This is a genomic window from Burkholderia sp. D-99 (assembly GCF_011605345.1).
Taxonomy (GTDB): domain Bacteria; phylum Pseudomonadota; class Gammaproteobacteria; order Burkholderiales; family Burkholderiaceae; genus Burkholderia.
Map to the genome: position 1 here is coordinate 196,645 of NZ_JAAOXM010000006.1, position 25,449 is coordinate 222,093.

The 25,449-nt window shown below is 67.0% G+C and carries 25 protein-coding genes; 6 read left to right on the plus strand and 19 right to left on the minus strand.

Annotated elements, in window-relative coordinates; all coding sequences use genetic code 11:
* Nucleotides 1–26 precede the first annotated feature (26 nt).
* On the plus strand, nucleotides 27–1,247 hold the full coding sequence (locus HAV18_RS22890) for a cupin domain-containing protein (RefSeq protein ID WP_166960212.1): 1,221 nt from the start codon (nucleotides 27–29) through the stop codon (nucleotides 1,245–1,247).
* Nucleotides 1,248–1,303: 56 nt separating this feature from the next.
* Complete coding sequence (locus HAV18_RS40310) at nucleotides 1,304–1,549, plus strand: hypothetical protein (RefSeq protein ID WP_075122947.1); 246 nt, start codon at nucleotides 1,304–1,306, stop codon at nucleotides 1,547–1,549.
* 306 nt (nucleotides 1,550–1,855) lie between these two features.
* Here HAV18_RS40310 and HAV18_RS22895 read toward each other — a convergent pair whose 3' ends face one another.
* The 10 genes from HAV18_RS22895 to HAV18_RS22940 all read right to left on the minus strand — a co-directional run bounded on the left by HAV18_RS22895 (nucleotide 1,856) and on the right by HAV18_RS22940 (nucleotide 10,942).
* The gene (locus HAV18_RS22895; RefSeq protein ID WP_166960215.1) at nucleotides 1,856–2,632 is read right to left on the minus strand and encodes an MBL fold metallo-hydrolase; all 777 of its coding nucleotides are present in this window, start codon (nucleotides 2,630–2,632) and stop codon (nucleotides 1,856–1,858) included.
* A 4-nt stretch (nucleotides 2,633–2,636) separates the two neighbouring features.
* Nucleotides 2,637–3,782 (minus strand): outer membrane protein assembly factor BamC, encoded by a 1,146-nt coding sequence (bamC, locus tag HAV18_RS22900; RefSeq protein WP_166960218.1) that lies wholly within the window; start codon nucleotides 3,780–3,782, stop codon nucleotides 2,637–2,639.
* Between the two features lie 111 nt (nucleotides 3,783–3,893).
* Nucleotides 3,894–4,799 carry a 4-hydroxy-tetrahydrodipicolinate synthase gene (gene dapA, locus HAV18_RS22905; protein WP_166960221.1) on the minus strand — a complete coding sequence of 302 codons (906 nt, stop codon included), beginning with the start codon at nucleotides 4,797–4,799 and terminating at the stop codon, nucleotides 3,894–3,896.
* A gap of 48 nt (nucleotides 4,800–4,847) precedes the next feature.
* On the minus strand, nucleotides 4,848–5,450 hold the full coding sequence (locus HAV18_RS22910) for a bifunctional 2-polyprenyl-6-hydroxyphenol methylase/3-demethylubiquinol 3-O-methyltransferase UbiG (protein ID WP_166960224.1): 603 nt from the start codon (nucleotides 5,448–5,450) through the stop codon (nucleotides 4,848–4,850).
* An 8-nt stretch (nucleotides 5,451–5,458) separates the two neighbouring features.
* Nucleotides 5,459–6,661, minus strand: a complete 1,203-nt coding sequence (locus tag HAV18_RS22915; protein WP_011352534.1) for a tryptophan--tRNA ligase — start codon at nucleotides 6,659–6,661, stop codon at nucleotides 5,459–5,461.
* Between the two features lie 8 nt (nucleotides 6,662–6,669).
* Complete coding sequence (locus tag HAV18_RS22920) at nucleotides 6,670–7,332, minus strand: site-2 protease family protein (RefSeq protein WP_166960227.1); 663 nt, start codon at nucleotides 7,330–7,332, stop codon at nucleotides 6,670–6,672.
* Between the two features lie 49 nt (nucleotides 7,333–7,381).
* Nucleotides 7,382–8,014: an L-threonylcarbamoyladenylate synthase gene (locus HAV18_RS22925; protein ID WP_166960230.1), complete on the minus strand. Its 633-nt coding sequence runs from the start codon at nucleotides 8,012–8,014 to the stop codon at nucleotides 7,382–7,384.
* Nucleotides 8,015–8,095: 81 nt separating this feature from the next.
* Nucleotides 8,096–8,926, minus strand: coding sequence for a 3',5'-nucleoside bisphosphate phosphatase (locus HAV18_RS22930; RefSeq protein WP_166960233.1), 831 nt, complete (start codon nucleotides 8,924–8,926; stop codon nucleotides 8,096–8,098).
* A gap of 91 nt (nucleotides 8,927–9,017) precedes the next feature.
* Nucleotides 9,018–9,908: an alpha/beta fold hydrolase gene (locus HAV18_RS22935; RefSeq protein ID WP_166960236.1), complete on the minus strand. Its 891-nt coding sequence runs from the start codon at nucleotides 9,906–9,908 to the stop codon at nucleotides 9,018–9,020.
* A 176-nt stretch (nucleotides 9,909–10,084) separates the two neighbouring features.
* Entirely contained in the window at nucleotides 10,085–10,942 is an 858-nt protein-coding gene (locus HAV18_RS22940) for a ferritin-like domain-containing protein (protein ID WP_166960238.1), read from the minus strand.
* Between the two features lie 149 nt (nucleotides 10,943–11,091).
* Here HAV18_RS22940 and HAV18_RS22945 point away from each other — a divergent pair, with 149 nt between their 5' ends.
* The 3 genes from HAV18_RS22945 (at nucleotide 11,092) to HAV18_RS22955 (ending at nucleotide 13,083) form a co-directional block, all read left to right on the plus strand.
* The gene (locus HAV18_RS22945; RefSeq protein ID WP_166960241.1) at nucleotides 11,092–11,616 is read left to right on the plus strand and encodes a gamma carbonic anhydrase family protein; all 525 of its coding nucleotides are present in this window, start codon (nucleotides 11,092–11,094) and stop codon (nucleotides 11,614–11,616) included.
* Nucleotides 11,617–11,641: 25 nt separating this feature from the next.
* Nucleotides 11,642–12,592 (plus strand): Hsp33 family molecular chaperone HslO, encoded by a 951-nt coding sequence (gene hslO, locus HAV18_RS22950; RefSeq protein WP_166960245.1) that lies wholly within the window; start codon nucleotides 11,642–11,644, stop codon nucleotides 12,590–12,592.
* Between the two features lie 134 nt (nucleotides 12,593–12,726).
* On the plus strand, nucleotides 12,727–13,083 hold the full coding sequence (locus HAV18_RS22955; RefSeq protein ID WP_166960248.1) for a hypothetical protein: 357 nt from the start codon (nucleotides 12,727–12,729) through the stop codon (nucleotides 13,081–13,083).
* An 86-nt stretch (nucleotides 13,084–13,169) separates the two neighbouring features.
* On the opposite strand, the gene ftsB is transcribed toward HAV18_RS22955, so the two are convergent.
* The 9 genes from ftsB to HAV18_RS23000 all read right to left on the minus strand — a co-directional run bounded on the left by ftsB (nucleotide 13,170) and on the right by HAV18_RS23000 (nucleotide 24,222).
* Nucleotides 13,170–13,595, minus strand: coding sequence for a cell division protein FtsB (gene ftsB, locus HAV18_RS22960; protein ID WP_166960251.1), 426 nt, complete (start codon nucleotides 13,593–13,595; stop codon nucleotides 13,170–13,172).
* A gap of 81 nt (nucleotides 13,596–13,676) precedes the next feature.
* Nucleotides 13,677–14,960 carry a phosphopyruvate hydratase gene (eno, locus tag HAV18_RS22965; RefSeq protein ID WP_006751590.1) on the minus strand — a complete coding sequence of 428 codons (1,284 nt, stop codon included), beginning with the start codon at nucleotides 14,958–14,960 and terminating at the stop codon, nucleotides 13,677–13,679.
* A gap of 106 nt (nucleotides 14,961–15,066) precedes the next feature.
* The gene (kdsA, locus tag HAV18_RS22970) at nucleotides 15,067–15,921 is read right to left on the minus strand and encodes a 3-deoxy-8-phosphooctulonate synthase (protein WP_047898480.1); all 855 of its coding nucleotides are present in this window, start codon (nucleotides 15,919–15,921) and stop codon (nucleotides 15,067–15,069) included.
* 3 nt (nucleotides 15,922–15,924) lie between these two features.
* On the minus strand, nucleotides 15,925–17,577 hold the full coding sequence (locus HAV18_RS22975) for a CTP synthase (RefSeq protein ID WP_059233729.1): 1,653 nt from the start codon (nucleotides 17,575–17,577) through the stop codon (nucleotides 15,925–15,927).
* A gap of 179 nt (nucleotides 17,578–17,756) precedes the next feature.
* Entirely contained in the window at nucleotides 17,757–18,602 is an 846-nt protein-coding gene (locus HAV18_RS22980; RefSeq protein WP_166960254.1) for an alpha/beta fold hydrolase, read from the minus strand.
* Between the two features lie 217 nt (nucleotides 18,603–18,819).
* Nucleotides 18,820–21,303 (minus strand): DNA internalization-related competence protein ComEC/Rec2, encoded by a 2,484-nt coding sequence (locus HAV18_RS22985; RefSeq protein ID WP_166960257.1) that lies wholly within the window; start codon nucleotides 21,301–21,303, stop codon nucleotides 18,820–18,822.
* A gap of 57 nt (nucleotides 21,304–21,360) precedes the next feature.
* The gene (locus tag HAV18_RS22990) at nucleotides 21,361–22,149 is read right to left on the minus strand and encodes a TatD family hydrolase (protein WP_166960260.1); all 789 of its coding nucleotides are present in this window, start codon (nucleotides 22,147–22,149) and stop codon (nucleotides 21,361–21,363) included.
* A 68-nt stretch (nucleotides 22,150–22,217) separates the two neighbouring features.
* Nucleotides 22,218–22,976, minus strand: coding sequence for a lipoprotein-releasing ABC transporter ATP-binding protein LolD (gene lolD, locus HAV18_RS22995; protein WP_407062438.1), 759 nt, complete (start codon nucleotides 22,974–22,976; stop codon nucleotides 22,218–22,220).
* Nucleotides 22,969–24,222, minus strand: coding sequence for a lipoprotein-releasing ABC transporter permease subunit (locus tag HAV18_RS23000; protein ID WP_166960266.1), 1,254 nt, complete (start codon nucleotides 24,220–24,222; stop codon nucleotides 22,969–22,971). The genes lolD and HAV18_RS23000 overlap by 8 nt, the downstream gene beginning before the upstream one ends.
* 150 nt (nucleotides 24,223–24,372) lie before the next feature.
* On the opposite strand from HAV18_RS23000, the gene HAV18_RS23005 reads away from it, so the two are divergent.
* Complete coding sequence (locus HAV18_RS23005) at nucleotides 24,373–25,449, plus strand: regulator (RefSeq protein ID WP_166960269.1); 1,077 nt, start codon at nucleotides 24,373–24,375, stop codon at nucleotides 25,447–25,449.

The following is a 25,449-nucleotide window of genomic DNA, read 5'->3' on the forward strand; positions in this document are numbered from 1 at the left end:
CTCCCAAATACAAGTCTCATTATACGATGCGCAACCGGTCTCAAGCCGTACCGCGGGATGCCGCTGCCGCCCCGCTCGGCGCGCCGCCTTCCGATCTTCCCACACAGCTGCTCGGCGGTCTTACGCCGGCGCAATTCATGCGCGGCTACTGGCAGAAGAAGCCGCTCCTGATCCGACAGGCGATCCCCGGCGTCGCGTCGCCGGTCTCGCGCGACGCGCTGTTCGAGCTCGCCGCGGACTATGACGCGGAATCGCGGTTGATCACCCATTTTCGTAACAAGTGGCAACTGGCTCATGGCCCGTTCGAGCCCGGCTCGCTGCCTGCCGTCACGCGCAAGGCCTGGACCCTGCTCGTACAGGGACTCGACCTGCATGTCGATGCGGCACGCGCGCTGCTCGACCGCTTCCGCTTCATCCCCGACGCGCGCCTGGACGACCTGATGATCTCGTATGCGACGGACGGCGGCGGCGTCGGCCCGCATTTCGACTCATATGACGTATTCCTGCTACAGGTCGAAGGCCGGCGCCGCTGGCGCGTCGGTGCGCAGAAGGACCTGTCGCTGCAGCCGGACGTGCCGCTGAAGATCCTCGAAAACTTCGAGCCGAGCGACGAATGGGTGCTGGAACCCGGCGACATGCTGTACCTGCCGCCGCACATCGCGCACGACGGCGTGGCCGAAGGCGAATGCATGACCTGCTCGATCGGTTTCCGGGCTCCGTCCGCAGGCGAGCTGGGCGCCCAGTTCCTGTACTATCTCGCGGAGCGTGGCGGCCTGCGTGAAGGGTGCGGCGACGACCTCTACCGCGATCCGAAGCAGCCGGCCGTCGATACGCCCGCGCAACTGCCTCCGGCGATGGTCGAGCGCGTTGCCGAGATCGTCGACGCGATTCGCTGGCGCAAGCGCGACGTCGCCGAGTTCCTCGGCTGCTACCTGAGCGAGCCCAAGCCGAACGTCGTTTTCGACCCGCCCGCGCGCCCGCTGTCCGAGGCCGCGTTCGTCACGCAAGCGTCACGTCGTGGCGTGTGTCTCGACAGAAGGGCCGCATTGATGTATAACGCGCGCTCGTACTTCATTAATGGCGAGGAAGGACCGCTCGAGCAGGCCAGCGAATGGCTGCCCGAACTGGCCGATCAACGCCTGATGGAGGCGAAACGGTTTGTAACACTATCCCGGGCTCCCTCGATGACAGCTTTGTTGCACGAGTGGTATCGTGCGGGCTGGATACGGGTCGGTGGCCGGAATTAGTGTGAGTCGCCCCGTATGCCCGTACGGATCAAATTCTGTATGGGAAAGACAACGTATTGACCCCGCATTTGTCGACGGTCGATAGGAAAGTGCATATAATTTCCGCCCAAGCCGTAGGGAAGATTCACGCTCTAGAAGTGCATCTCCACCAGCGGCCCAGGTCGGTGTTGGAGCACATTACCGGTATTGTTTCGCGCTGTTGCTTACCTTTAACCATAAAAGGACGTGATCATGAAGAAATCCCTCCTCGTAGCTTCCCTGTTGGCTGCTGTTGCACTGGCTGCTTGCAACAAGAGCGCTGATCAAGCTGCTTCGTCGGCTGCAAGCGACGCGGCTGCTGCTGCTTCGACGGCTGCTTCGGCAGTTGCTGGTGCAGCGAGCGACGCTTCGGCTGCTGCTTCGTCGGCAACGGCTGCTGCGAGCGACGCTGCTGCTGCAGTGGCGTCGGCTGCTTCGGCAGCGACGGCTGCTCCGGCTTCGGGCGCAAGCCAGTAAGCCTCAGCGTCAGCTGAAAAAAAACCGGCCCGAGGGCCGGTTTTTTTACGTCTGCCGTTTCTGCGCCTGTCGCCCGGCAGTCGCACCGGGCCGCCACCGCGGCCTTGCCCCGCTCATCCGAGCGCCAGCCAGTCGAAGCCCGCGTCCTGCGTGGCGACGATCACGTCTTCCCCGTTCGTCCCCAGTACGCCGCCAAACGCCTGGCGGACCAGTTCCGGCAGGTTGTTCTGCTGGCTCAGGTGCGCCCCGACCAGGTGCTTGAGGCGGCTGCGTTCAAGCGACGCGAGGATGGCCGCCGCCGCGTCGTTGCTCAGGTGGCCATGGTTGCCGCCGATGCGCGCCTTCAGCGACTGCGGATAGCGGCTCCCGGCCAGCATCGCGGTGTCGTGGTTGGATTCGAGCACCAGCGCGTCGCAGCCACTCAGGACGGCCGTGATGTGCGGCGTGGCCATTCCGACGTCCGTCAGTACGCCGAGCCGGCTACAGCCGTTCATAAAGACGAACTGGAGCGGTTCGCGCGCGTCGTGAGGGACCGTATAGGGCATCACGGCCAGATCGCGTATCGCGGCCGTCTCGTCGCCCCACAGCACGTGGAGATCGACATCGGCCTCATCCGCGCCGACCGCACGTGCGGTGCCCCAGCTCATGTAGAGCGGCAGCGATGCCCGGCGGGCGAGCGTCAGCGCACTGCCGACGTGGTCGCTGTGTTCGTGGGTAATGAGGATCGCATCGAGATCGCCGATGCAGAGATTCAGACGGCCGAGACGACGCTCGACCTCCTTGGCGGAAAAGCCGCAGTCGAGCAGCACGCGGGTGGTCGTCGTGCCGCTCGAGGCCTCGACGACCAGCGCGTTGCCTTCGCTGCCGCTTCCGAGGCTGGCGAATCGCACGCGCTCAGTTCAGCTGCGCGTGGAGCAGCGAAATGATCCGCTGCGCGTCCGACGAGTTGTCGACCTGGCCGTTTGCGCCGATTACCGCGACTTGCGTGCCGCCGCTGCCTTGCGCGCGCACGTTGACCAGGAATTCCCTGCCCGGCTTCGCGGCCACCGGGCCGCCGTAGAACAGCTTGCCGAACAGGCCGTCACGCTTCAGCTCTTCCATCGAATTCGCATAGCGCACGGTGTACACGCCCTTCTCGCGGTCGCGATTGTCGACCGTGAAGTTGGTCCGGTCGAGCGCCAGGCCCACTCGCAGCCACGCGCGGTCGAACGACTCGGCCAGCTGCAGCGTTGCCGCGCCGCTGCTCGTGTCGCTGACCTGCGCCGGCGCCGTCGCGGGGTGCGCATCGGTCAGCAGCTGCTTCGCCTGCGCATCGGTCAGACCGAACTTCTGCATCAGCTTCGACAGGAATACTGCTTCGAGCACCGGGTTGCGCGGACGCTCCTCCCAGCGCGACGACGTGCCGCCCTGCGGGCCGACCATCATTTCTTCCATCGCGCTGTGCGTGATCGAGATGTCGGTGTTGCCGTCCGACGTGCGGTTCACGAGCGTACGGAAGCGATCGCGTGTGCCGGACGAGTACGCGAAATCGATGACCTTGCCGATCGTGCGGCGGAACCAGTCGTCGGGAATGTTCGCGCGGTTTTCGGCCCAGTCGGTGGCCATGATGCCCGTCGACGGCGCATCGGTCTTCAGCGAGAAACCGTTCTCCTGCCAGAACTCCTTCAGGATCGGCCACAGCTGCTCGGGCGTCCGGCCATCGACGACGAGCCAGCGGCGGTCGCCGTCGCGCTCGATGTGCATGCCGAGCGGATCCTGCGCGCTCGGGATGCCGTCGGTCGCGTTGCCAGCCTGCGTCGTGACCCGCGGCGGCAGCGTGCCGAGCCCGGCGTTGGTCGGCGGTGCGACGAACTGCTGCGTCGTCGGCACGGGCTTCAGGTCGCTCGGCACCGCGAGCGGCGGCGCCGAACCGGTGTTCTTGTAGTTGACCCGGTCGGGGGCCAGGTAGTCGTTCAGCGTATCGCAGCCAGCGAGCGCGCCCAGCGCCAGCGCCACCACCGACAGCTGGATGGCGCGAGAGGAAATGGCGAAACGTTTCATGAAATCCTTCGTCTTGCTAGAACGCTCGTCAGGAGCGGCGCCGGACGGAGCCGGCCGGTGCGGGTTAATCAGGGTTCGAGCCGGCGGCCGCAGGACGCGGCCGCCTCGGCATCAGGCGAGAACGCCGGCCTCGACGAGGGCCGAACGCACGGCATCGTGGCAGCGCTCGTCGAGCGCCGTGAGCGGCAGCCGGATGCCGCCCTGCATCTTGCCCATCGCCTGCAGCGCCCACTTCACCGGAATCGGGTTCGCTTCGATGAACAGGTTCTTGTGCAGCGACAGCAGCTTCATGTGCAGCTCGCGAGCAGTCTGTACGTCGCCGGCCAGCGCCGCGCGGCACAGTTCGCTCATCGCGCGAGGTGCGACGTTCGCCGTCACCGAGATGTTGCCGTGGCCGCCGAGCAGCATCAGCGCAATCGCGGTCGGATCGTCGCCGCTGTAGATCGCAAAATGCTTCGGTGCGGCCTTGATCAGGTGCGCAGCGCGATCGATGTTGCCGGTCGCTTCCTTCACGCCGATGATGCCCGGCACTTCCGCGAGGCGCAGCGTCGTTTCGTTCGCCATGTCCGCGACCGTGCGGCCCGGCACGTTGTACAGGATCACCGGCAGGTCGACCGCTTCGGCGATCGTCTTGAAGTGACGGTACATGCCTTCCTGCGTCGGCTTGTTGTAGTACGGCACGACCTGCAGCGTCGCGTCCGCACCGACAGCCTTCGCGTGTTTCGTCAGCTCGATCGCCTCGGCGGTCGAGTTGCCGCCCGCGCCCGCGATGATCGGGATGCGTTTCGCCGCATGCTCGACCGCCGTGCGGATCATCAGGATGTGCTCTTCGACGTTGAGCGTTGCCGACTCGCCGCTCGTACCGACCACGACGAGCGCATCGGTGCCTTCCGCGATGTGCCAGTCGATCAGTTTGCGAAACGCCGGCAGGTCGAGACTGCCGTCTTCGAGCATCGGGGTGACGATCGCGGGGATGCTGCCGCGGATTTGAATGCCGTCTTGGGTGCCGTTAGCCATGAAACGCGATTGAGATTATGTACCGGTAAACGTTGAGATTGTAGCGGATTAGCCGGGCAGTTCGTAACGTGGAATTCCCGCCCCCGCCTTCGGGGTCGCGCCCTCGCGCACTGCGCAGAGACGCTGGACGAATGCCTCGCGCGGCGCGGCGATGAACCCGTCCTCGTATGCGACCACCCGCAGGCGGCCGTGTACGGCGTCCAGCAGCTCGCCCGGGGCGAGCAGGAACGCGGGGTTGGACGGTTTACCGACCGTTTCGTTTCCTTGCGCGAAGGTTTCGTAGATGAGCAAGCCGCCCGGCGCCACCGCATCGAGCAGATGGGGCCAGAGCGGACGATGCAGATAATGGGTGACGATCACCGCCGAAAACTGCTCGCCGGCCGGCAATGGCCACGGTGCACCTTCAAGATCGGCGTCACGGGCGTCGACGCCCGGAATCGCACGCAACGCGGCCAGCGCGACCGGGTCGCGGTCGAGTGCGACGACCGGATGCCCGTGCAACGCGAACCAGCGCGCATGACGGCCGCCGCCCGCGGCGACATCCAGCACCGCGCTGCCTGCCGGCACGAGCCGCGACCATTGCGCGACCCAGCGCGACGGCTCGGCCTGGGCGACGTGGCCGCCCGCGGCGGCGATGACGGATGTGCTCATGCGGTCGATCAGTTGTACGACAGGCCCATCGCGTCGCGCACGTCGCGCATCGTTTCCGTCGCGTACTTGCGCGCCTTGTCGCAACCGTCCGCGACGATCGCACGCAGCAGCGACGGATCGTCCATGTACTTCTGCGCGCGCTCGAGCATCGGCTGCTGTTCGCGCAGGATGCCTTCGACGACCGGCTGCTTGCAATCGAGGCAGCCGATGCCTGCCGAACGACAGCCCTTCTGCACCCAGTCGTGCGTCGCTTCGTCCGTATAGACCTGGTGCAGCTGCCACACCGGGCACTTGTCCGGATCGCCCGGATCGGTGCGGCGCACGCGCGCGGGATCGGTCGGCATCGTGCGGACCTTCTTCGTGATCGTCTCGGCGTCTTCACGCAGGCCGATCGTGTTGCCGTACGACTTGGACATCTTCTGCCCGTCGAGACCCGGCATCCGCGATGCTTCGGTGAGAAGCGCCTGCGGCTCGACGAGGATGATCTTGCGCGCGCCTTCGAGATAGCCGAACAGGCGCTCGCGGTCGCTCATCGACAGGCTCTGCGATTCCTGCAGCATCGCGCGCGCCTGTTCGAGCGCCTCGTCGTCGCCCTCCTGCTGGTATGCATTGCGCAGCTCGTGATAGAGCTTCGCGCGCTTGCCGCCGAGTTTCTTCGCGGCATCGAGCGCCTTCTCCTCGAAGCCCGGCTCGCGGCCGTACAGGTAGTTGAAGCGGCGCGCAATCTCGCGCGTCATCTCGACGTGCGGCACCTGGTCTTCGCCGACCGGCACGAGCGAGCCGCGATACAGCAGGATGTCGGCCGCCATCAGCACCGGGTAACCGAGGAAGCCGTAGGTCGACAGATCCTTGTCCTTCAGCTTCTCCATCTGCTCCTTGTAGGTCGGCACGCGTTCGAGCCAGCCGAGCGGCGTGCTCATGCCGAGCAGCAGCGCGAGTTCGGCATGCTCGGGCACCTTGCTCTGGATGAACAGCGTCGCCTGCGCCGGATCGATGCCGGACGCAAGCCAGTCGATCAGCACGTCCCACACGTTCTTCTCGATGACCTCGGGAGTCTCGTAGTGCGTCGTCAGCGCATGCCAGTCGACGACACAGAAGAAGCACGGGTACTCGGACTGCAGCTTCACCCAGTTTTTCAGCACGCCGTGGTAATGACCGAGGTGCAGCGACCCGGTGGGTCGCATGCCGGAGAAAATACGTTCAGGGAACATGATTGTCGTTAGAAAAGCGAGGCGAATGGGGACAGGATGGCGCTCAGGACGGCGTAGCCGACGTTGACGAGCGGGCGCAACCAGAAGTTCGTCAGCACGCCCGTCGAGACCAGCACGAGGACGATGATGAAACCGTACGGCTCGATGCGCGACAGCGCGATCGATTGCTTCGTCGGCAGCAGCGCCGCCAGGATGCGGCCGCCGTCAAGCGGCGGCAGCGGAAACAGGTTCAGCACGCCGAGCACGAGGTTCGCGCTGACGCCGGCAAACGCCATCCGCGTGAAGAACGGCTCGTCGATGCCGACGGCAGGCAGCACGAGGGTCAGCACGCCCCAGATCAGCGCCTGCACGAAGTTGCAGGCCGGCCCCGCGAGCGATACCCACAGGCTGCCCCAGCGCGGATTGCGCAGGTTGCCGAACGATACCGGCACCGGCTTCGCATAGCCGAACAGGAACGCGCCGCCCGTCAGGAAATACATCGCGAGCGGAATCGCGATCGTGCCGAGCGGATCGATGTGACGCATCGGGTTGAACGACACGCGCCCCATCATGTAGGCGGTGTTGTCGCCGAGCAGGCGGGCGGCGTAGCCGTGCGCGGCCTCGTGCAACGTGATCGCGAAGATCACGGGCAGCGCGTAGACGGCGATGGTCTGTATCAGGGAAGCATCCATATGGCGTTATTGTAACAAGCGCACTCGCGCAAAAAATGGAACGGCGCGCTTACGCCGCCGAGAGTCCGAACGGCTCGAGCGCGCCGCGCCCCGCGCGCACGAGCTCGGGCTCGTCGCCGGTCAGGTCGATCACCGTCGACGGCTCGCGGGGGCACGCGCCACCGTCGATCACGAGGTCGACCTGTTTCTCGAGCCGCTCACGAATGTCTTCGGGATCGTTGAGCGGCTCGTCGTCCGGCGGAAGGATCAGCGTCGTGCCGAGCAGCGGCTGGCCGAGCGATTCCAGCAACGCGAGCGTGATCGCGTGATCGGGCACGCGCAACCCGATCGTCTTGCGCGACGGGTGCGACAGCCGGCGCGGCACTTCCTTCGTCGCCTGCAGGATGAAGACGTACGGGCCGGGCGTCACCGACTTGATCTGGCGGTACTGGCGGTTGTCGACCATCGCGAAGTTGGCGAGCTCCGACAGGTCGCGCACGAGCAGCGACAGGTGCTGCTTCTCGTCGAGGCCGCGAATCCGGCGCACCCGCTCGACCGCGTCCTTGTCGTCGAGATGGCACGCGAGCGCATAGCTCGAATCGGTCGGCATCGCGATCACGCCGCCCTTGCTGACGATCTCCACGGCCTGCTTGATCAGGCGCGGCTGCGGATTATCCGGATGAATCCTGAAGAACTGGGACATGGGGGTACGTGGGGATACGTAAAGGGGAGAAGTCGGATGTGCGCGCCGGCGGCAACGCGGGCGGCTGGCCGCCGCCAGGTGTCAGAGCCAGCGCTCCCAGACCGGTGTCAGGTCGGGCGGCAACGGCGGCAGGCTGCCGAGCTCGACACGGCCCTCGCCTGGCGCATGGAAATCCGAACCGCGCGACGCTTCGAAGCCGAAGCGTCGCGCGACGTCCGCGTATTCGCGGTACTGATCGGGCGTGTGGCTGCCCGTCACGACCTCGATCGCGCGGCCGCCGAGATCGATGAACTCGCCGAAGAACGCGTCGAATTCGACGGGCGTATAGCGGTAACGGCCCGGATGTGCGACCACGGCTTCGCCGCCGGCCGCCCGAATCCACGCGACGGCGTCGGGCAGCGTCGCCCAGCGGTGCGGGACGAACCCGGGCTTGCCGTCGCCGAGCATGCGATCGAACACGTCGGACGTCGAGGCGGCGTGGCCGTTCTCGACGAGAAACCGGGCGAAATGCGTACGCGAGATCAGGTCGGGATTCGATACATACTTCAGCGCGCCTTCGTACGCATCCGGAATGCCGAGCGTGGCGAGCTGCTCGCCGATCGCCACTGCGCGCGCCGCGCGGCCGTGGCGCGTGCGGTACAGGCCGTCGACGAGCGCCGGATTCGCGGGATCGACATTCAGGCCGACGATGTGCACGGTGCGCGACGCCCACGTGACCGAAATCTCGACGCCGCTCAGGTAGCGCATGCCGAGCGCTTCCGCCTCGCCGCGCGCCGCCGCCTGGCCGCCGATCTCGTCGTGGTCGGTCAAGGCCCACAGGGTCACGCCGCCGGCATGGGCGCGGCGCGCGACGTCGGCAGGCGACAGCAACCCGTCGGAAACATTCGAATGGCAGTGGAGATCGGCGTTCATTGTCGGCATGGCAGGTAAGGCTTCATTCTACTGCAACGCGGCAATGCGCCGCCCGCCTGCCCCGCCGCTGCCGCTGCTGCCGCCGCGCGGCTTACGCGCAGAACGCCTCGATCAGCGCCGCGATCTGCTCGGGCTGGTCGTGATGCACCATGTGGCCGGCATCCTCGACGAGCTTCTCGCGCCAGTCAGGGAACGCGTTGAAACGCGCCTTGAATTCCGGCAGCGGGATGTCGCCGGCGATGTGTGCCAGCGTCGGCGAATTGACGGCTTCGACGTGCAGCACCTTCGCGCGCACCTGCGCCCAGGTGGCCATCACTTCGTCGAGCCGGTACAGCAGCGGGCCAGGCATCTTGTGCGCGGGGTCGGCCAGCAGGTGGTAGAGGCCGTCGTCGCCACGCTTCGACCAGTGCGCGGCGAGGAACGCGGCACGGCGCGGATCCAGCCGCGGATTGGTCCTGGTCAGGCGCGCCGCCACGTCGTCGAGCGACGCATAAGGGCGCAGCGCGGGCGGTTCGCGCAACTCGTCCAGCCAGCCGCGCAGCCGGCGCGGTGCCTGCTCGGAGCGCGCGGGCGCGAGCCCGAAACCCTCGAGATCGACCACGCGCCGCACGCGCTCCGGCCGGGCGCCGGCATACAGGCACACGACGTTCGCGCCCATGCTGTGCCCGACCAGGTTGACTTCGCCGGTCGGCGCATAGTGGTCGACGAGCGCATCGAGGTCGCCCAGGTATTCGTGGAACCAGTAGTGGCCGCCGCCCTGCCGCGCGACCGGCCAGTCGGACAGCCCGAAACCGCGCGCATCGGGCGCGATCACCTGCCAGTCGCCCGCGAGTGCATCGACGACGAACTGGAATGACGCCGCGACATCCATCCAGCCGTGCAGCATGAACAGCGTCGGCGCATCGGGCCGGCCCCAGCGCCGGACATGCAGCTGGACGCCGCGCACCGTGACGAAATCGGAATCAGAACTCGAGGCACTCATTGCAGCCGCCAAAAAAGAATGGTCGTTCGATTATAGCGGCGACGCCTTCTTTCCGGTGTCCGGCAGTCGAGGCGACGCTCTAGCAGCACCCGTGCGCAAGGGCCCGCCGGGAAGCGCCATCTGCCGGGTGCCGGGGACGGCGGGCCGCCGTCGAAACGCAGCCGAACGCGAGCCGGCTAGCGTGGCGCGTTGCCGTCCGCCCCATCCTGCGCGGCCAGTTCGTCGAGTTCGGCCTGTTCGAATCCGGCATCGCGGCGTGCATCGAAATTGAACGGGCCACGCAGCCGCGGCGCATGGTATTGCTCGGCGAGCTGCCGGTAGGTCGGCACGGGATCGCGGCCGGCTTCGTCGCACAGGTACCGGAACCAGCGGTTGCCGATCGCGACATGGCCGATTTCGTCGCGCAGGATCACGTCGAGGATCGCGGCCGACGCATCGTCGCCCGCCTGTACGAGCCGCGCGCGGATCGGCGGCGATGCGTCGAGCCCGCGGGCCTCGAGCGTGCGCGGCACGAGCGCCATGCGTGCAAGCACGTCGCCCTTGGTGCGCTCGCACATCTCCCACAGGCCGTTGTGCGCGGGAAAATCGCCGTACGCATGCCCGAATGCCGCCAGGCGGTCGGACAGCAGCGTGAAGTGATAGGCCTCCTCGGCCGCCACCTTCAGCCAGTCCGAGTAGAACGCGTCCGGCAGGCCCGCGAAGCGCCAGACCGCGTCGAGCGCCAGGTTGATCGCATTGAACTCGATATGCGCAAGCGCGTGCAGCAGCACGGCGCGCCCTTCGGGCGAACGCATGCTGCGTCGCTCGAGCTGGCGCGGCTCGACGAGCGGCGGGCGCGCCGGGCGCCCGGGCAGATCGGCCGGCTCGGGCAATTCGAGCAACGGGGTGATCGCCGCCTGCCCGGCCCGCAGCGCATCGTAGAGCGAGCGCACCTGGGCGGCCTTGGCCGCGGGTTCGGCATCACGCAGCGCGGCAAGCGCGGCGCGGCGCGCGCACGCAGGCGCATTGCCGAAAGAAGAAGACTCCATGTTCATAAACGGGGGCACCCTGCGTGCGCATCGCGGGAGCGCACGCACGCGACGGTTTACAATATGCGATTGTTCCGCGGCGCAACGCGAATGCACCGGGCAAACCAGACGCGCCATTCTACCGGCGCCCATCATCGAAGAGACAAGGAGACTCCGTGACGATCTACAAGCTGGGCGATACGGCCCCGACGATCCACGAAAGCGTATTCGTCGCCGACACGGCGGCCATCATCGGCAAGGTCGTGCTCGAGGAGAACGCGAGCGTCTGGTTCGGCGCGACGATTCGCGGCGACAACGAGCCGATTACCGTCGGCGCTGGCAGCAACGTCCAGGAGGGTGCGGTATTGCATACGGACCCCGGCTTTCCGCTGACGATTGCCGAAAACGTGACGATCGGGCACCAGGCCATGCTCCACGGCTGCACGATCGGCGAAGGTTCGCTGGTCGGTATTCAGGCGGTGGTCTTGAATGGAGCGGTGATCGGCCGCAACTGTCTGGTCGGTGCCGGCGCGGTCGTGACGGAAGGCAAGACGTTCCCGGACAATTCGCTGATTCTCGGCGCACCGGCGAAAGTCGTGCGCGAGCTGTCGGCTGAAGACATCGCGCGGCTGCGCGCAAACGCGAAGACGTACGTCGAGCGGCGTGCGCATTTCAAGGAGCAACTCGTGCGGATCGGGTGATTCGCACGGATTTCAAGGAAGAAGAGTGAGCGACCAGTTACAGAAATTCATGTTCAATGCGGCGCCCGTGCGCGGCGAGATCGTTTCGCTGCGCAATACGTGGCAGGAAGTGCTCGCCCGCCGCGACTACCCTGCCCCCGTGCGCACGGTGCTCGGCGAGATGATGGCCGCGTGCGCGCTGCTGTCCGCGAACCTGAAATTCAACGGCACCCTGATCATGCAGATCTTCGGCGACGGGCCGGTCCAGATGCTGGTCGTCCAGTGCAGTTCGGATCTGTCGATGCGGGCCACCGCGAAGTTCGCCGGCGACGCCGCCCAGACGATCGGCGACGACACGAGCTTCGCGTCGCTCGTCAATGCGAGCGGCCACGGCCGTTGTGTTATCACGCTAGACCCGACCGACAAGCTGCCGGGCCAGCAGCCGTACCAGGGCATCGTGCCGCTGAACGGCGTCGACGGTCCGCTCGAGTCCGTATCGCAGGTACTCGAGCACTACATGCATCACTCGGAGCAGCTCGATACGCGGCTGTGGCTCGCGGCCGATCGCGACCGTGCGGTCGGCATGCTGCTGCAGAAGCTGCCGGGCGACGGCGGCATCGTGCCGCGCAACGCCGAAACCGATATCGATACGTGGGAGCGCGTCTGCACGCTCGGCGGCACGCTGTCGGCCAAGGAACTGCTCGAGGTCGAACCGGAAGTCGTGTTCCGCCGGCTGTTCTGGCAGGAAAACGTGCAGCACTTCGAACCGGCCGGCACGCGCTTCCAGTGCTCGTGCTCGCGCGAGAAGGTCGGCGCGATGCTGCGCATGCTGGGTCACGACGAAGTCGACAGCGTGATCGTCGAGCGTGGCCACGTCGAAATCCACTGCGAGTTCTGCAACCAGCGCTACGAGTTCGATCCCGTCGACGTTGCGCAGCTGTTCGCGGCACCCGGTGTCGAGACCGGTATCGCGCCCGCGACCGACCAGCGTCACTGAGCGGCGTGCTCGTGCCCGCCATCCGGGCACGGGCGCATAATGACGCACGAGCGTCGCACGCACGGCTCAGGCACCGGAGGCTCGGCCTTCGGTGCACGCCACTTCCCGCCGTCGGCGCGCTGCAGGAGAAACACATGAATCGCCTCCGCCCGTTTCGCACCCTCATCCTGACGAGCGTCGCCGCCGGCACGCTCGCGCTCGCCGGCTGCGCAATGCCGCCGCCGACGTCCACGATCCTGAGCCGCCTGCCCGAGCCGGGCGCATCGGGCGGCCAGCCGCCCGCGCTGTCGAGCGCCGAACGCAAGCGCTACGACGAGATCGACCAGCAGGTCCTGCGCGAACAGAACAGCGCCATCGCAGCCGAGGCAGCCGCACGCGCGTGGGCGTACTACTCGCCACCGCCCGTGACCGTCTACGGCGGGTACTACGGCGGATGGGGAAATCGCTGGGGAACGGGTGTCAGCTACGGCTACCCGGGATGGTGGTGGTGAGCGGTCAATCGATCGATTGACGACTGGCATGAAATAAAAAAGCGCGGTATTTCCCGCGCTTTTTCAATGGATTCGAGCGGCCGTGGTCAGTGATGCGCGACCTTGCCCTTGTCACCGCCATGATGCCGCGATGGTTTCGCGATCGACTGCGGATTCGGCACGACGCGCACCGGCGCCGCGGACACGGCGCCGCGCGTCGACGTATTCGACGGCGTGTTGTTCAGCGGCACGGCCGGCGCATTCGGCGACACGAACTGCACGAATACCTCGCCGTCCTTCACCATGCCCATCTCGTAGCGCGCGCGCTCCTCGATGGCCGCGGTGCCGCCCTGCAGATCCTGCACTTCGCCTGCGGTGCGCTCGTTGCGCAGCTTCTCGTCCGCGTTCTTCTGGAGCTGGTCGTCGAGCTGCTGACGCAATTCATGCACCCGCAGCCAGCCGCCGTGTCCCCACCATAGGGGGTACTGAATGAGCGCCAGCAAGGCAATCAGGACGACAGTGACAAGCCGCATGTAAGAACCGCAGATATAAGAAGCGCCGCTCCGCGCACATGCACAGAGCGGCGTCGATATGACGAACCCGATAGTAGCGCGTTAGCGCAGGTTATAGAAAGCCGATTTACCCGGGTAGCTCGCGATGTCGCCGAGATCTTCCTCGATACGCAGCAGCTGGTTGTACTTCGAGATACGGTCGCTGCGCGACAGTGAACCCGTCTTGATCTGACCGGCATTCAGGCCAACCGCGATATCCGCGATCGTCGAATCTTCCGTTTCGCCCGAGCGGTGCGAGATCACGGCCGTGTAGCCTGCACGCTTCGCCATTTCGATTGCCGCGAACGTTTCGGTCAGCGTACCGATCTGGTTGATCTTGATGAGGATCGAGTTCGCGATGCCCTTCTCGATGCCTTCCTTCAGGATGCGCGTGTTCGTGACGAACAGGTCGTCGCCGACCAGCTGCACCTTCTTGCCAAGGCGCTCGGTCAGCAGCTTCCAGCCTTCCCAGTCGCTTTCGTGCATGCCGTCCTCGATCGACACGATCGGGAACTTGTCGGCGAGCGTCGCGAGGTAGTCGGTGAATTCGGCCGACGACAGTTGCAGGCCTTCACCCGCGAGCTGGTACTTGCCGTCGTGATAGAACTCGGATGCCGCGCAGTCGAGCGCGAGCAGCACGTCTTCGCCCGCACGGTAGCCGGCCTTCTCGATCGCCTGCAGGATCGTCGACAGGCACTCGTCGTTGCTGCCGAAGTTCGGCGCGAAGCCGCCTTCGTCGCCGACTGCCGTGCTCATGCCGCGGTCGCTCAGGATCTTCTTCAGTGCGTGGAACACTTCCGCGCCGCAACGCAGGGCTTCACGGAACGTCGGCTGGCTCACCGGGACGATCATGAATTCCTGGATGTCGAGGCTGTTGTTCGCGTGCGCGCCGCCGTTGACGATGTTCATCATCGGCACCGGCAGTTGCATCGCGCCCGAGCCGCCGAAGTAGCGGTACAGCGGCAGGCCGGCCTCTTCGGCGGCAGCCTTCGCGACGGCCATCGACACGGCCAGCATCGCGTTCGCGCCGAGGCGCGACTTGTTGTCGGTGCCGTCCAGCTCGAGCAGCGTCTTGTCGAGGAACGCCTGTTCCGACGCGTCGAGGCCCATGATGGCTTCGGAGATTTCGGTGTTGATGTGCTCGACTGCCTTCAGCACGCCCTTGCCGTTGTAGCGGCCGGCTTCGCCGTCGCGCAGTTCGATCGCTTCACGCGAGCCGGTGGACGCGCCCGACGGCACCGCCGCGCGGCCCATCGTGCCCGATTCGAGCAGCACGTCGCATTCGACGGTGGGGTTGCCGCGCGAATCCAGAATCTCGCGGCCGATGATATCTACGATGGCACTCATGGGTTTCCTCTGAGAATGACGATGGATTCTTCAAACTGCGATGGCGCGCGCGCCTGAACTGCTTTCGCTACTGACGCGCGAAGCCATCGCAAGGTTCATTCGATCTTTAATTGAAATCGTTTTCCAGGAACGGATTGCGCTTCACCGCCTGGTCGAGCGTGACCAGCGTCTCCAGCAGCGCACCCATCCGGTTCAGCGGCACCGCGTTCGGGCCATCCGACTTCGCTTCCGCCGGATTCGGGTGCGTTTCCATGAAGAGGCCGGCAACACCCGTCGCGACCGCCGCACGCGCGAGCACCGGCACGAATTCGCGCTGGCCGCCCGAGCTCGTGCCCTGCCCGCCCGGCAACTGCACCGAGTGGGTCGCGTCGAACACGACCGGCGCGTTCGTCTCGCGCATGATCGCGAGCGAACGCATGTCCGACACGAGATTGTTGTAGCCGAACGAGACGCCGCGCTCGCACGCCATGAAGCGGTCTTCCGACAACCCCGCTTCACGTGCCGCGTCGCGCGCCTTGTCGATCACGTTCTTCATGTCGTGCGGCGCGAGGAACTGGCCCTTCTTGATATTGACGGGCTTGCCCGAGCGCGCGCACGCATGGATGAAATCGGTCTGGCGGCACAGGAACGCCGGCGTCTGCAGCACGTCGACGACCGACGCGACCTGCTCGATCTCGTCGATCGAATGCACGTCGGTCAGCACCGGCAGGCCGAGCTGGCGCTTCACCTCGGACAGGATCCGCAGGCCTTCGTCCATTCCGAGGCCACGGAACGACTTGCCCGAGCTGCGGTTCGCCTTGTCGTAGGACGACTTGTAGATGAACGGAACGTTCAGCTTCTCGCAGATCTCCTTCAGGCGGCCCGCCGTGTCGATCGTCATTTGCTCCGATTCGACGACGCAGGTACCCGCGATCAGGAAGAAAGGCTTGTCGAGACCGACCTCGAAATCGCACAGCTTCATGCTTTACACTCCGCGCGCTTGCTTGTTGGCGAGCGCGGCTTCGACGAACGACTTGAAGAGGGGATGACCGTCACGCGGCGTGGACGTGAATTCCGGGTGGAACTGGACGCCGACGAACCATGGGTGCATCGAACGCGGCAGTTCCATCATTTCCGGCAGATCTTCGCTCGGGGTACGGGCGCTGATGATAAGGCCGCCGGCTTCGAGCTGGGGCACGAAGCGGTTATTGACTTCATAACGGTGGCGATGGCGTTCGTTCACGTCCTTGCCATAGATTTCTTCCGCCATCGTGCCGGGCTTGATCGGGCAGCGTTGCGAGCCGAGGCGCATCGTGCCGCCGAGGTCGGATTCCTCGGTGCGCGTCTCGACCTTGCCGTCGCGGTCATACCACTCGGTGATCAGCGCGACCACGCGTTCCGGCGTGTCCGGCTCGAATTCCGTGCTGTTCGCCTGCTTCAGGCCGACGACGTCGCGCGCGAATTCGATCACCGCGAGCTGCATGCCGAGGCAGATGCCGAGATACGGCACCTTGGCTTCGCGCGCATAGCGGATCGCCGCGATCTTGCCTTCCGTGCCGCGACGGCCGAAACCACCCGGCACCAGCACGGCGTCGAGATGCTTCAGGCTGTCGACACCGTTCGCCTCGATCTCTTCCGAGTCGATGTACTCGATGTTGACCTTGGTCGACGTGTGCAGCGATGCGTGGCGCAGCGCCTCGATCAGCGACTTGTACGACTCGGTCAGGTCGACGTACTTGCCGACCATGCCGATCGTCACTTCGTGCTTCGGGTTCTCGAGCTTCTCGACGAGCGCCGACCACATGCTCAGGTCGGCGTCCTTCGGCGACAGCTTCAGTTCCTCGCAGATGATGCGGTCGAGGCCCTGGTCGTGCAGCATCTGCGGAATCTTGTAGATGCTGTCGGCATCCCACACCGAGATCACGGCATCTTCCGGCACGTTCGAGAACATCGAGATCTTCTTCGATTCGTCGTCCGGGATGCGGCGGTCCGCACGGCACAGCAGCACGTGCGGCAGGATGCCGATCTCGCGCAGCTTCTGCACGCTATGCTGGGTCGGCTTCGTCTTCAGCTCACCGGCCGTCGCGACGTACGGCACCAGCGTCAGGTGCACGAAGCACGCACTGTTGCGGCCGAGGCGCAGGCTCATCTGGCGCGCGGCTTCGAGGAACGGCAGCGATTCGATGTCGCCCACCGTGCCGCCGATCTCGACGATCGCGACATCCGGTTCGCCGCAGGTGGCCGACGCGGCCCCGCGCTCGATGAACGCCTGGATTTCGTTCGTGATGTGCGGAATGACCTGCACGGTCTTGCCGAGATAGTCGCCGCGGCGTTCCTTGCGGATCACCGATTCGTAGATCTGGCCGGTCGTGAAGTTGTTGGCCTTGCGCATCTTCGTGCTGATGAAGCGCTCATAGTGGCCGAGGTCGAGGTCCGTCTCCGCTCCATCTTCCGTCACGAACACTTCGCCGTGCTGGAACGGGCTCATCGTGCCGGGGTCGACGTTGATGTAGGGATCGAGTTTGAGGAGGGTGACTTTCAGACCGCGCGATTCGAGGATCGCGGCGAGGGAAGCGGCGGCAATACCCTTGCCAAGGGAAGAAACTACGCCGCCGGTGACGAAAACATATTTGGTCATCGCTGGATGCTCGCGGGAAAAACGGATTATACCGTAAAGGCCGCCCTTTTCTCAGCAACTGACGCGATGATCGTGCCCTTTCGCGCCGCCCCGCACCAGTCGTGTGCGCCGGGGCTGCGCCACCCGCCGGTCGGCCAGCCGGGCGTGCCGGCGGTGCGTCCCGGCCACCCAACCAGGCGTCAGGCGCGCTTCGCGAGCGGGGCACCGCCCTGCGACGCATCGCCCTCGGCCGCTTTCAGCGAATTCAGCATCCGCTGCAATGCGCGGGCAGTCTCGAGCGGCCGCTCCATCGGGAACAGGTGACTGCCTTCCAGCCATTCGACACGGCCGCGCGCCGCGCGGCGCGTCGCATCGAGCCCGACCTGGCGCACTTCGCGCGAACGCGTGCCGGCGAGAAAACCAAGCGGCACCGGCGCGCCGTGCGCGAGCCTGGGGCCGAGCGTGTGCGGCAATGTCCGGTAGATCAGGTATTCGACCTGCCGGTCGAACGCAAGCGCTCGCTCGCCGTCGGCACCGGCCTGCGGGATCCCGTAGTCGATGTAATCGGCCAGCATCCGTTCGTCCCAGCGGGCGAACGCCGGTTTCTCACGGAAGTGCCGCCAGACGTCGTCGCGGCTCACCCAGCGCGTGCGCCGGTTGCGCGTCGCGGCGGCCGGCGACAGCCGCTCGTCGAGCCCCGCCCACTGGCTCGCTCGCAATGCGCCGGCGCGCCAGCCCGCGATGATCGGCGAATCGATCATCACGACGCCGCGCACCCATTGAGGCTTCTTCAGTGCAGCCATCAGCGACAGGTAGCCGCCGAGCGAATGGCCGACGAGCCAGACGGGACGCTCGTAGCGGCTGCCGATGTCGTCGAGCAACTGCTCGACGAGGTGCGGCCAGTCGCGCGTCACCGGGTAGCGACGGTCGTGACCGATTCGTTCGATGTAGCGCAGCTCGTAGTCGTCGGCCAGTTCGGCGAAGATCGTGCGATACGTCGATGCCGGAAAGCCGTTCGCATGCGAGAAATGGAGGATGTCCTTCAAATGCCGATGTCTCCTTTGTCGACCGGACTTGGCGCTTTAGCGCTTAGTCCGGTCCCATGCTTCGCGGTCGACCCGGAGTTGGCGCATTAGCGGCTAGTCCGGTCTCATGCTTCGCGGTCGACCGGAGCGAGTGCTGCTGCACTTGCTCCGCGCCCATGCTTGCGCATTGTGCGCGGGTTCCGGGCCTTCTTTCTTGCTACGCCAGCCCTCGCCGCGATCACCGGTCCATCCAGTACCGTCGCTGAACATCGCGATGACGCTCGAAGGCAAACCCGCCGTCGGCCGGCGCGACGTCGAACCGCACGGCGCCGTCGCGATCGGTGCGTGGCAGCGGAATTCCGCGCGCCTCGTAACGCGCGAGAACCGCCCGGTGCGGATGCCCGAAACGATTGCGATAGCCTACAGGAAATACCGCGACGCGCGGCCCGACCGAATCGAGGAAAGGCTCGACCGACGACGTACGACTGCCATGGTGCGGAACGACCAGGATCTGCGCGGCCAGCGCGTCGCGCGCGGTGCCCACGAGCTGGCGCTCGGCGGGCGCTTCGATATCGCCCGTCAGCAACGCGGACGTGCCGCCCGCGTCGATGCGCAGCACGCACGATTGCCCGTTCGACGAACCCGTGCCCGGGCCGCCCGATGGCCAGAGCATCGTGAACACGACCCCATCCCAGGTCCAGCGCTGCCCTGCCGTACACGGCAGCCGGTCGGCGACGCCAGCGGCCGTCGCATCGCGCCATAGCCCGCTCTTCGGCGGAATGCCCGCCAGCAGCTGGCGCACGTCGACTGCCGCATAGACGGCCGATGCGCCGCCCGCGTGATCGGCATGCGCGTGACTGAGCACGAGCGAATCGATCACCGCGATGCCGCGAGCCCGCAATGCCGGCGCGACGATCCGCGCCCCGGCATGCGTCGACTCCGCTCCCGGCCCCGCGTCGAACAGCAAGGTCCGGCGCGCGGTCTCCACCAGCACCGACGCGCCCTGCCCGACGTCGAGCACGGTCAGCCGGAAACCGCCCGGCGGCGGCGCATCGGCTGCCGGTACGACCAGCGGCAGCCACGTGAGCGGCGCCGCCCAGCGCAGCGGCCAGCCGCGCGGCATCAACACCCATGCGACGCCCACGCAGGCCAGCACCAGGACCGGCCAGTCGGGCATGCGCAGCCAGAACACGCCGGCCGGCCAGTCGGCGAGGTGTCCGAGCAACATCATCATCGGTTCGAGCGCCGCGTGCGCAAGCCGGAACGCATAAGCATCGAACGGCGCGGGCAGCGCGATGCCGGCCAGCACGACCGGCGTCACGACGGAGCTGACCCAGGGAATCGCGAACGCATTGCCGAACGGGCCCGACAGGGATATCTGCGCGAACCATGCGGCCGTCAGCGGCGCGAGACCGATCGTCACCGCGTACTGCACGCGCGTGGCCTCGGCGATACGGCGCCCGGCGCGTGCCCCCCACGCACGCATCCGGTTCGACAAGCCGGTCGTGCCGTTGCCCTCCTCACCTTGCGCATCGGCCTCGCGCACGGCACGCCAGCCGGCAACGGCCAGCAGGATCACGGCGACCGCCCCGAACGACAGCCAGAACCCGGCCGACAGCACGGCCCACGGATCGGCAAGCAGCACACCGCCGAGCGCCAAGCACAGCACCGCGGAAGTCGGCACGCTGCGCCCGGCCAGATACGCAACGCCGCCAGCCGCGATCATCCACCACGCGCGCTGCGCCGGCACGTTGAAGCCGGCGAGTGCCGCATAGCCGGCCGCGGCCGCCAGCGCGGCGAGCGCAGCCGCGTACGGCGCCGGCAACACGAGCGTCATGGCCCGGGCGCGCCAGCGCAGGCGGCGCCAGACCATCGACACGAGGCCGCCCGCGATCGCGCCGACGAGCCCGACATGCAGACCGGAGATCGCGACCAGGTGGCTCGTGCCCGTGCTGCGCAGCACGCGCCAGTCGTCGTCGCCAATGCCCGACTGGTCGCCGATCGCAAGCGCGGCGACGATGCCGCGATGGCCGGCGTCGCCGCCAAGCGTCTCGCCGATACGCGAGCGCAGCGTGTCGCGCAGCCGATCGATCGATGCACGCCATCCCGATGCACGCGCATCGAGCAATACCGCCCGCCGGGGCGCGCTGACATAACCGATGGCGCGAATGCCTGCGGCAAGCCACGCCGCCTCGCTGTCGCGCACGCCGGGATTGGCCTCGGCATGCGGGCGCTTCAGGCGCACGACGAAACGCCAGCGCTGTGCGGCGTGCAGATCGGGCAGCGCGTCGCGTGTCGCGGCTGCGCCATACACCCGCCACGACAACCGGATCAACGGTGGAAAGCGGGCCAGCCCCGCATCGTTCGACTCGACCGCGAACAGCAGCCGCGCGCCTGTCTCGTCGACCACGGGCAGCCCCCGAATCACGCCGGTGACGACGATGTCGCGCCCTTCCCACTCGACGGGCAGGCTGTCGCCCAGCCGCCATTCGGCCCGCGCGGCCGCATAGCCGAATCCGGCGACGCCGGCCGCGAGCGCGCAAAGCATCCATCCGAACGCGACGGTCATGCGCGTACGCCGGCGGCGCATGCACCACGCGCCCGGCACCACGCAGCCCGCGAACACGGCCGCACCGATCATCCATGCGAACGCATCCGGCAGCGCCGCCTGCCGCTGCAGTACGACCACGCCGAGCGCGAACGCGATCCACCACACGCGCATCGCCCCTCCTCGTCGACCCGGCGCCGCCATTGCGAATGCGGCGCCTTCCGGCAACGATTATGCGGACGAAAGAGCGAGTCGCGGCAGCGCGGCGAGCGCGTTAGCCGAAGTGCATAGGGAGAGCGCGCCGGCGTCGATCCCGCGCAGTTCGGCGAGCACTTCGCCGATGCGCGGCACCTGGTCGGGCGTGTTGCGGGATTTGTATGCCCATTCGGGCGCGATGTCGGGCGCGTCCGTTTCGACGACGATCGCATCGAGCGGCAACTGTGCCGCTAGCCGGCGGATCTGCAGCGCGCGCGTGAACGTCACGTTGCCGCCGAAGCCGAGATGCAGCCCATGCGCGAGATACGCTTCGGCCTGCTGGAAACTGCCGTTGAACGCATGCGCGATGCCGCGCCGCACGTCGAATCGGCGCAGCCCGGCCAGTACGCGGTCCTGCGATTTGCGCACGTGGCACAGCACGGGCAGGTCGAATTCGCGCGCCAGCTTGAGCTGCCCCTGGTAGAAGAACTGCTGCCGCGCTTCATCGAGCCCCGGCACGAAATAATCGAGGCCGATCTCGCCAATCGCGACAAAGCGCGGATCGTCGAGGCTCGCCTCGATTTCCATCCGCAGCAGGTCGAGATCCTCGTCGCGTGCGCGCGGCGTGTACATCGGATGGATGCCGAGCGCATAGGCCGCGCCCGGCGTGCGTTGCGCAAGCTCGCGCACCGTCGTGAAGTTGTCGCGCCCGACGCTCGGGATCACGATGCGCGACACGCCGGCCGCGCGCGCCGCCTGAACGACCGCGTCGCGGTCGGCGTCGAACTCGGCGGCATCGAGATGGCAGTGCGTATCGATCCACATGGCTGCATTCCTGCGCCCTTGCGCCGCGCCGGTCAGGCTGATTCCGGCACGCCGCGAAAGGCGTTCGTTCACACCGGCAGCGCCGGCTCCTCGTGCAGCACGCCGTCGCGCAGCCGCATGATGCGGTCGCAGCGCGCGGCGAGATCGGGATCGTGCGTGACGATCACGAAGCTCGTTTCGAGCGTCGCGGACAGTTCGAGCATCAGGTTGAACACCGTATCGGCCGTCGTGCCGTCGAGGTTGCCGGTTGGCTCGTCGGCGAGCACGCACGCGGGCTTCGTGACCAGCGCGCGCGCGATCGCGACGCGCTGCCGCTCGCCCCCCGACAGCTCGCCCGGCCGGTGTTTCGCCCGCGGGCCGAGACCGACGCGCTCGAGCATCGTCTGCGCCTCGGCACGCGCGGCCTCGGTCGTCATCCGGCGGATGCGCAGCGGCATCGCGACGTTGTCGAGCGCGGTGAACTCGGGCAGCAGGTGATGGAACTGGTAGACGAAGCCGAGCGCACGGTTGCGCAATTCGTTGCGCTCGCGCTCGGCGAGTTGCGTGAACGGCTTGCCGAGCAGCGACACCTCGCCCGCGCTCGGCTCGTCGAGCCCGCCCAGCACGTGCAGCAGCGTGCTCTTGCCCGATCCCGACGCGCCGACGACCGCAAGCTTCTCGCCGCGCCGCACCGTCAGCTCGGTGTTGTTGAGCACCTGAACGTTGAAGCCGCCCTGCACGAACGCCTTCGTGATCCCGCGCGCCTGAAGCACGTATTCCTGCATACCTGCCGAATCCTGTCTGTTGTGTTGTCGTGAATCCGCGAATGCGGTCGCGCGATCATTCATAGCGGAGCGCCTCCGCCGGCTTCACCTTCGCCCCGCGCCAGCTCGGATAGAGCGTCGCGACAGCCGACAGCGCGAACGCGATCAGGCCGATCCGGATCACGTCGCTCGCGACGAGTTCTGACGGCAGCTCGCTGATGAAGTACACGGACGGCGGCAGGAACTGCACGCCGAACAGGTGCTCGATCATCGGGATCAGCCACGGGATGCTCCACGCGATCAGGCAGCCGAGCGCGACGCCCGACGCCGTGCCGACGAAGCCGATCGTCACGCCCTGCACGACGAAGATCTTCATGATCGACCCCGGCTGCGCGCCGAGCGTGCGCAGGATCGCGATGTCGGCCTGCTTGTTGGTCACCGTCATCACGAGCGACGACACGAGGTTGAACGCGGCCACCGCGATGATCAGCGTGAGGATGATGAACATCATCCGCTTCTCGATCTGCACGGCCGAGAACCACGTCTTGTTCTGCTGGGTCCAGTCGCGGATGTACAGGCTGCCCGACAGCGTATGCGACAGCTCGACCGCCACGTCCGGCGCCTTCTGCATGTCCTTCAGCCGCAGCCGCACGCCGGTCGGCGCGCTCATCCGGAACAGCGCCTCGGCATCGCGGATGTTGATCATTGCGAGCGTGCTGTCGTATTCGTAGTGGCCCGATTCGAACACGCCGACGACCGTGAACTGCTTCAGCCGCGGCATCATGCCGGCCGGCGTGATCGAACCTTCCGGCGCGACCAGCGTGACCTTGTCGCCGACCGTCACGCCGAGGTTGCCGGCGAGCGCATCGCCGAGCACGATGCCGAACTGGCCCGGCACGAGCGCGGCGAGCTGGCCCGCCTTCATGTCCTTGCCGATGTCGGACACCTGCGGCTCGAGCGTCGGCTCGACGCCGCGCAGCATCACACCGCTCACCGCGTCCTGACGGGTAAGCAGCGCCTGCGCGTCGACATACGGCGCGGCGCCGATCACCGACGGATTGCGGCGCGCTTCCTGCGCGGTCAGTTGCCAGTCGGGCATCGAGCCCGTCGGCGAGAACACTTCGACGTGCGCGAGCACCGACAGCATGCGATCGCGCACTTCCTTCTGGAAGCCGTTCATCACCGACAGCACGACGATCAGCGCCGCGACGCCGAGCGCGATCCCGAGCATCGACACGAGCGCGATGAAGGAAATGAAGCCGTTGCCGGTCGTGCGTTTGCCGGCGCGCGTGTAGCGCCAGCCGATCTGCCATTCATACGGAAGTTTCAAGCGAATCCTTTCTGCTGGTTACGGCGGGGAGGCGCCCCGCGGCCGGACCGCCGCCCGGTGGCGGCCACCGGCCCGGGCACGGTCGAAAAACGGCCGCCGGACGCGAACGGGCCGTCAGCCGGCCCGATCACGCGCGCAGTTTGCCATACAATGCGCACCATCATGCACGACCGACGCCTCCATTTTCTCGTTCCGTTCGCGCTGCCGTCGGCGGCCGATGCGGCCTCGTCCCTGCACACGCTGGACAGCCCCGCGCTCGAAAAGTTGCTCGCCCGCGCGAGCCTCGTCGAGCGCGTGGCCGGCGAGGACTTCCAGCGCACGCTGCCGCACGAGCGCTGGCTGGCCCGCCAGTTCGGCGCAACCCAGGGCAACGCCGCGGACGAGGCGCCGCTCGCGCCCTACATGCTGCTGGCGGACGGCGGCGACCCCGGCGCGCACGCGTGGGCCTGCGTCGAGCCCGTCCACGTCGAAATCGCGCACGATCACCTGGTGCTGGTCGATCCAGCCGCGCTCGCGCTCGACGACGGCGACGCGGCGGCGCTGCTCGCGGTGGCACGGCCGCTGATCGAAGAACTCGGCGTGCGGCTCGACGCGCCGAATCCCGCCCGCTGGTACCTGTCGAGCGATCAGCTCTCCCGGCTCGCGGGCGCCGCGCCGCTGCGCGCGAGCGGCCGCAACATCGAAATCTGGCTGCCGCACGAGGCGCATACGGGCGAACGCTCGCGGATGTGGATGAAGCTGCAGAACGAAGTGCAGATGGCATGGTTCCAGCATCCGGTCAACGAGGCTCGCGAGGCGCGCGGCCTGCCGGCCGTCAATTCGATCTGGTTTCATGCGCAGGGCACGCTGAAGCCGGTCGGCAAGCCGTTCGCGCGCGTGCTGTCCGCGTCGCCGGCAGCGCTCGGCCTTGCGCGCGCCGCACAGATCGACGCCGCAGCCCCGCCCTCTGCATTCGGCGCACTGCCAGCCGCCGACGGTGCGACGCTCGTCGAACTGCCGGCACTGACCACCCCGTTCATCGAGCAGGACTGGGCGCGCTGGCACGACGGACTCGCCGTGCTCGAGCGCGACTGGTTCGCGCCGACCCTCGCCGCGCTGCAGTCCGGCGAGCTCGCGAGCGTCGATTTCACGCTGTGCGGCGATACGAGCTCCGTGACGCTGCACGCGACGCGCGGCGACCTGCGCAAGTTCTGGCGCCGCCGTGCGCTTGCCTCCCTGTTCGAATAA

Coding starts and splice junctions, on each gene's coding strand:
- HAV18_RS22890 (WP_166960212.1), top strand. CDS start 27: ATGCGCAACCGGTCTCAAGCCGTACCGCGGGATGCCGCTGCCGCCCCG.
- bamC (WP_166960218.1), bottom strand. CDS start 3,782: ATGAAACGTTTCGCCATTTCCTCTCGCGCCATCCAGCTGTCGGTGGTG.
- dapA (WP_166960221.1), bottom strand. CDS start 4,799: ATGGCTAACGGCACCCAAGACGGCATTCAAATCCGCGGCAGCATCCCC.
- HAV18_RS22910 (WP_166960224.1), bottom strand. CDS start 5,450: ATGAGCACATCCGTCATCGCCGCCGCGGGCGGCCACGTCGCCCAGGCC.
- HAV18_RS22915 (WP_011352534.1), bottom strand. CDS start 6,661: ATGTTCCCTGAACGTATTTTCTCCGGCATGCGACCCACCGGGTCGCTG.
- HAV18_RS22920 (WP_166960227.1), bottom strand. CDS start 7,332: ATGGATGCTTCCCTGATACAGACCATCGCCGTCTACGCGCTGCCCGTG.
- HAV18_RS22925 (WP_166960230.1), bottom strand. CDS start 8,014: ATGTCCCAGTTCTTCAGGATTCATCCGGATAATCCGCAGCCGCGCCTG.
- HAV18_RS22930 (WP_166960233.1), bottom strand. CDS start 8,926: ATGAACGCCGATCTCCACTGCCATTCGAATGTTTCCGACGGGTTGCTG.
- HAV18_RS22935 (WP_166960236.1), bottom strand. CDS start 9,908: ATGAGTGCCTCGAGTTCTGATTCCGATTTCGTCACGGTGCGCGGCGTC.
- HAV18_RS22940 (WP_166960238.1), bottom strand. CDS start 10,942: ATGAACATGGAGTCTTCTTCTTTCGGCAATGCGCCTGCGTGCGCGCGC.
- HAV18_RS22955 (WP_166960248.1), top strand. CDS start 12,727: ATGAATCGCCTCCGCCCGTTTCGCACCCTCATCCTGACGAGCGTCGCC.
- ftsB (WP_166960251.1), bottom strand. CDS start 13,595: ATGCGGCTTGTCACTGTCGTCCTGATTGCCTTGCTGGCGCTCATTCAG.
- eno (WP_006751590.1), bottom strand. CDS start 14,960: ATGAGTGCCATCGTAGATATCATCGGCCGCGAGATTCTGGATTCGCGC.
- kdsA (WP_047898480.1), bottom strand. CDS start 15,921: ATGAAGCTGTGCGATTTCGAGGTCGGTCTCGACAAGCCTTTCTTCCTG.
- HAV18_RS22975 (WP_059233729.1), bottom strand. CDS start 17,577: ATGACCAAATATGTTTTCGTCACCGGCGGCGTAGTTTCTTCCCTTGGC.
- HAV18_RS22985 (WP_166960257.1), bottom strand. CDS start 21,303: ATGCGCGTGTGGTGGATCGCGTTCGCGCTCGGCGTGGTCGTACTGCAG.
- HAV18_RS22990 (WP_166960260.1), bottom strand. CDS start 22,149: ATGTGGATCGATACGCACTGCCATCTCGATGCCGCCGAGTTCGACGCC.
- lolD (WP_407062438.1), bottom strand. CDS start 22,976: ATGAATGATCGCGCGACCGCATTCGCGGATTCACGACAACACAACAGA.
- HAV18_RS23005 (WP_166960269.1), top strand. CDS start 24,373: ATGCGCACCATCATGCACGACCGACGCCTCCATTTTCTCGTTCCGTTC.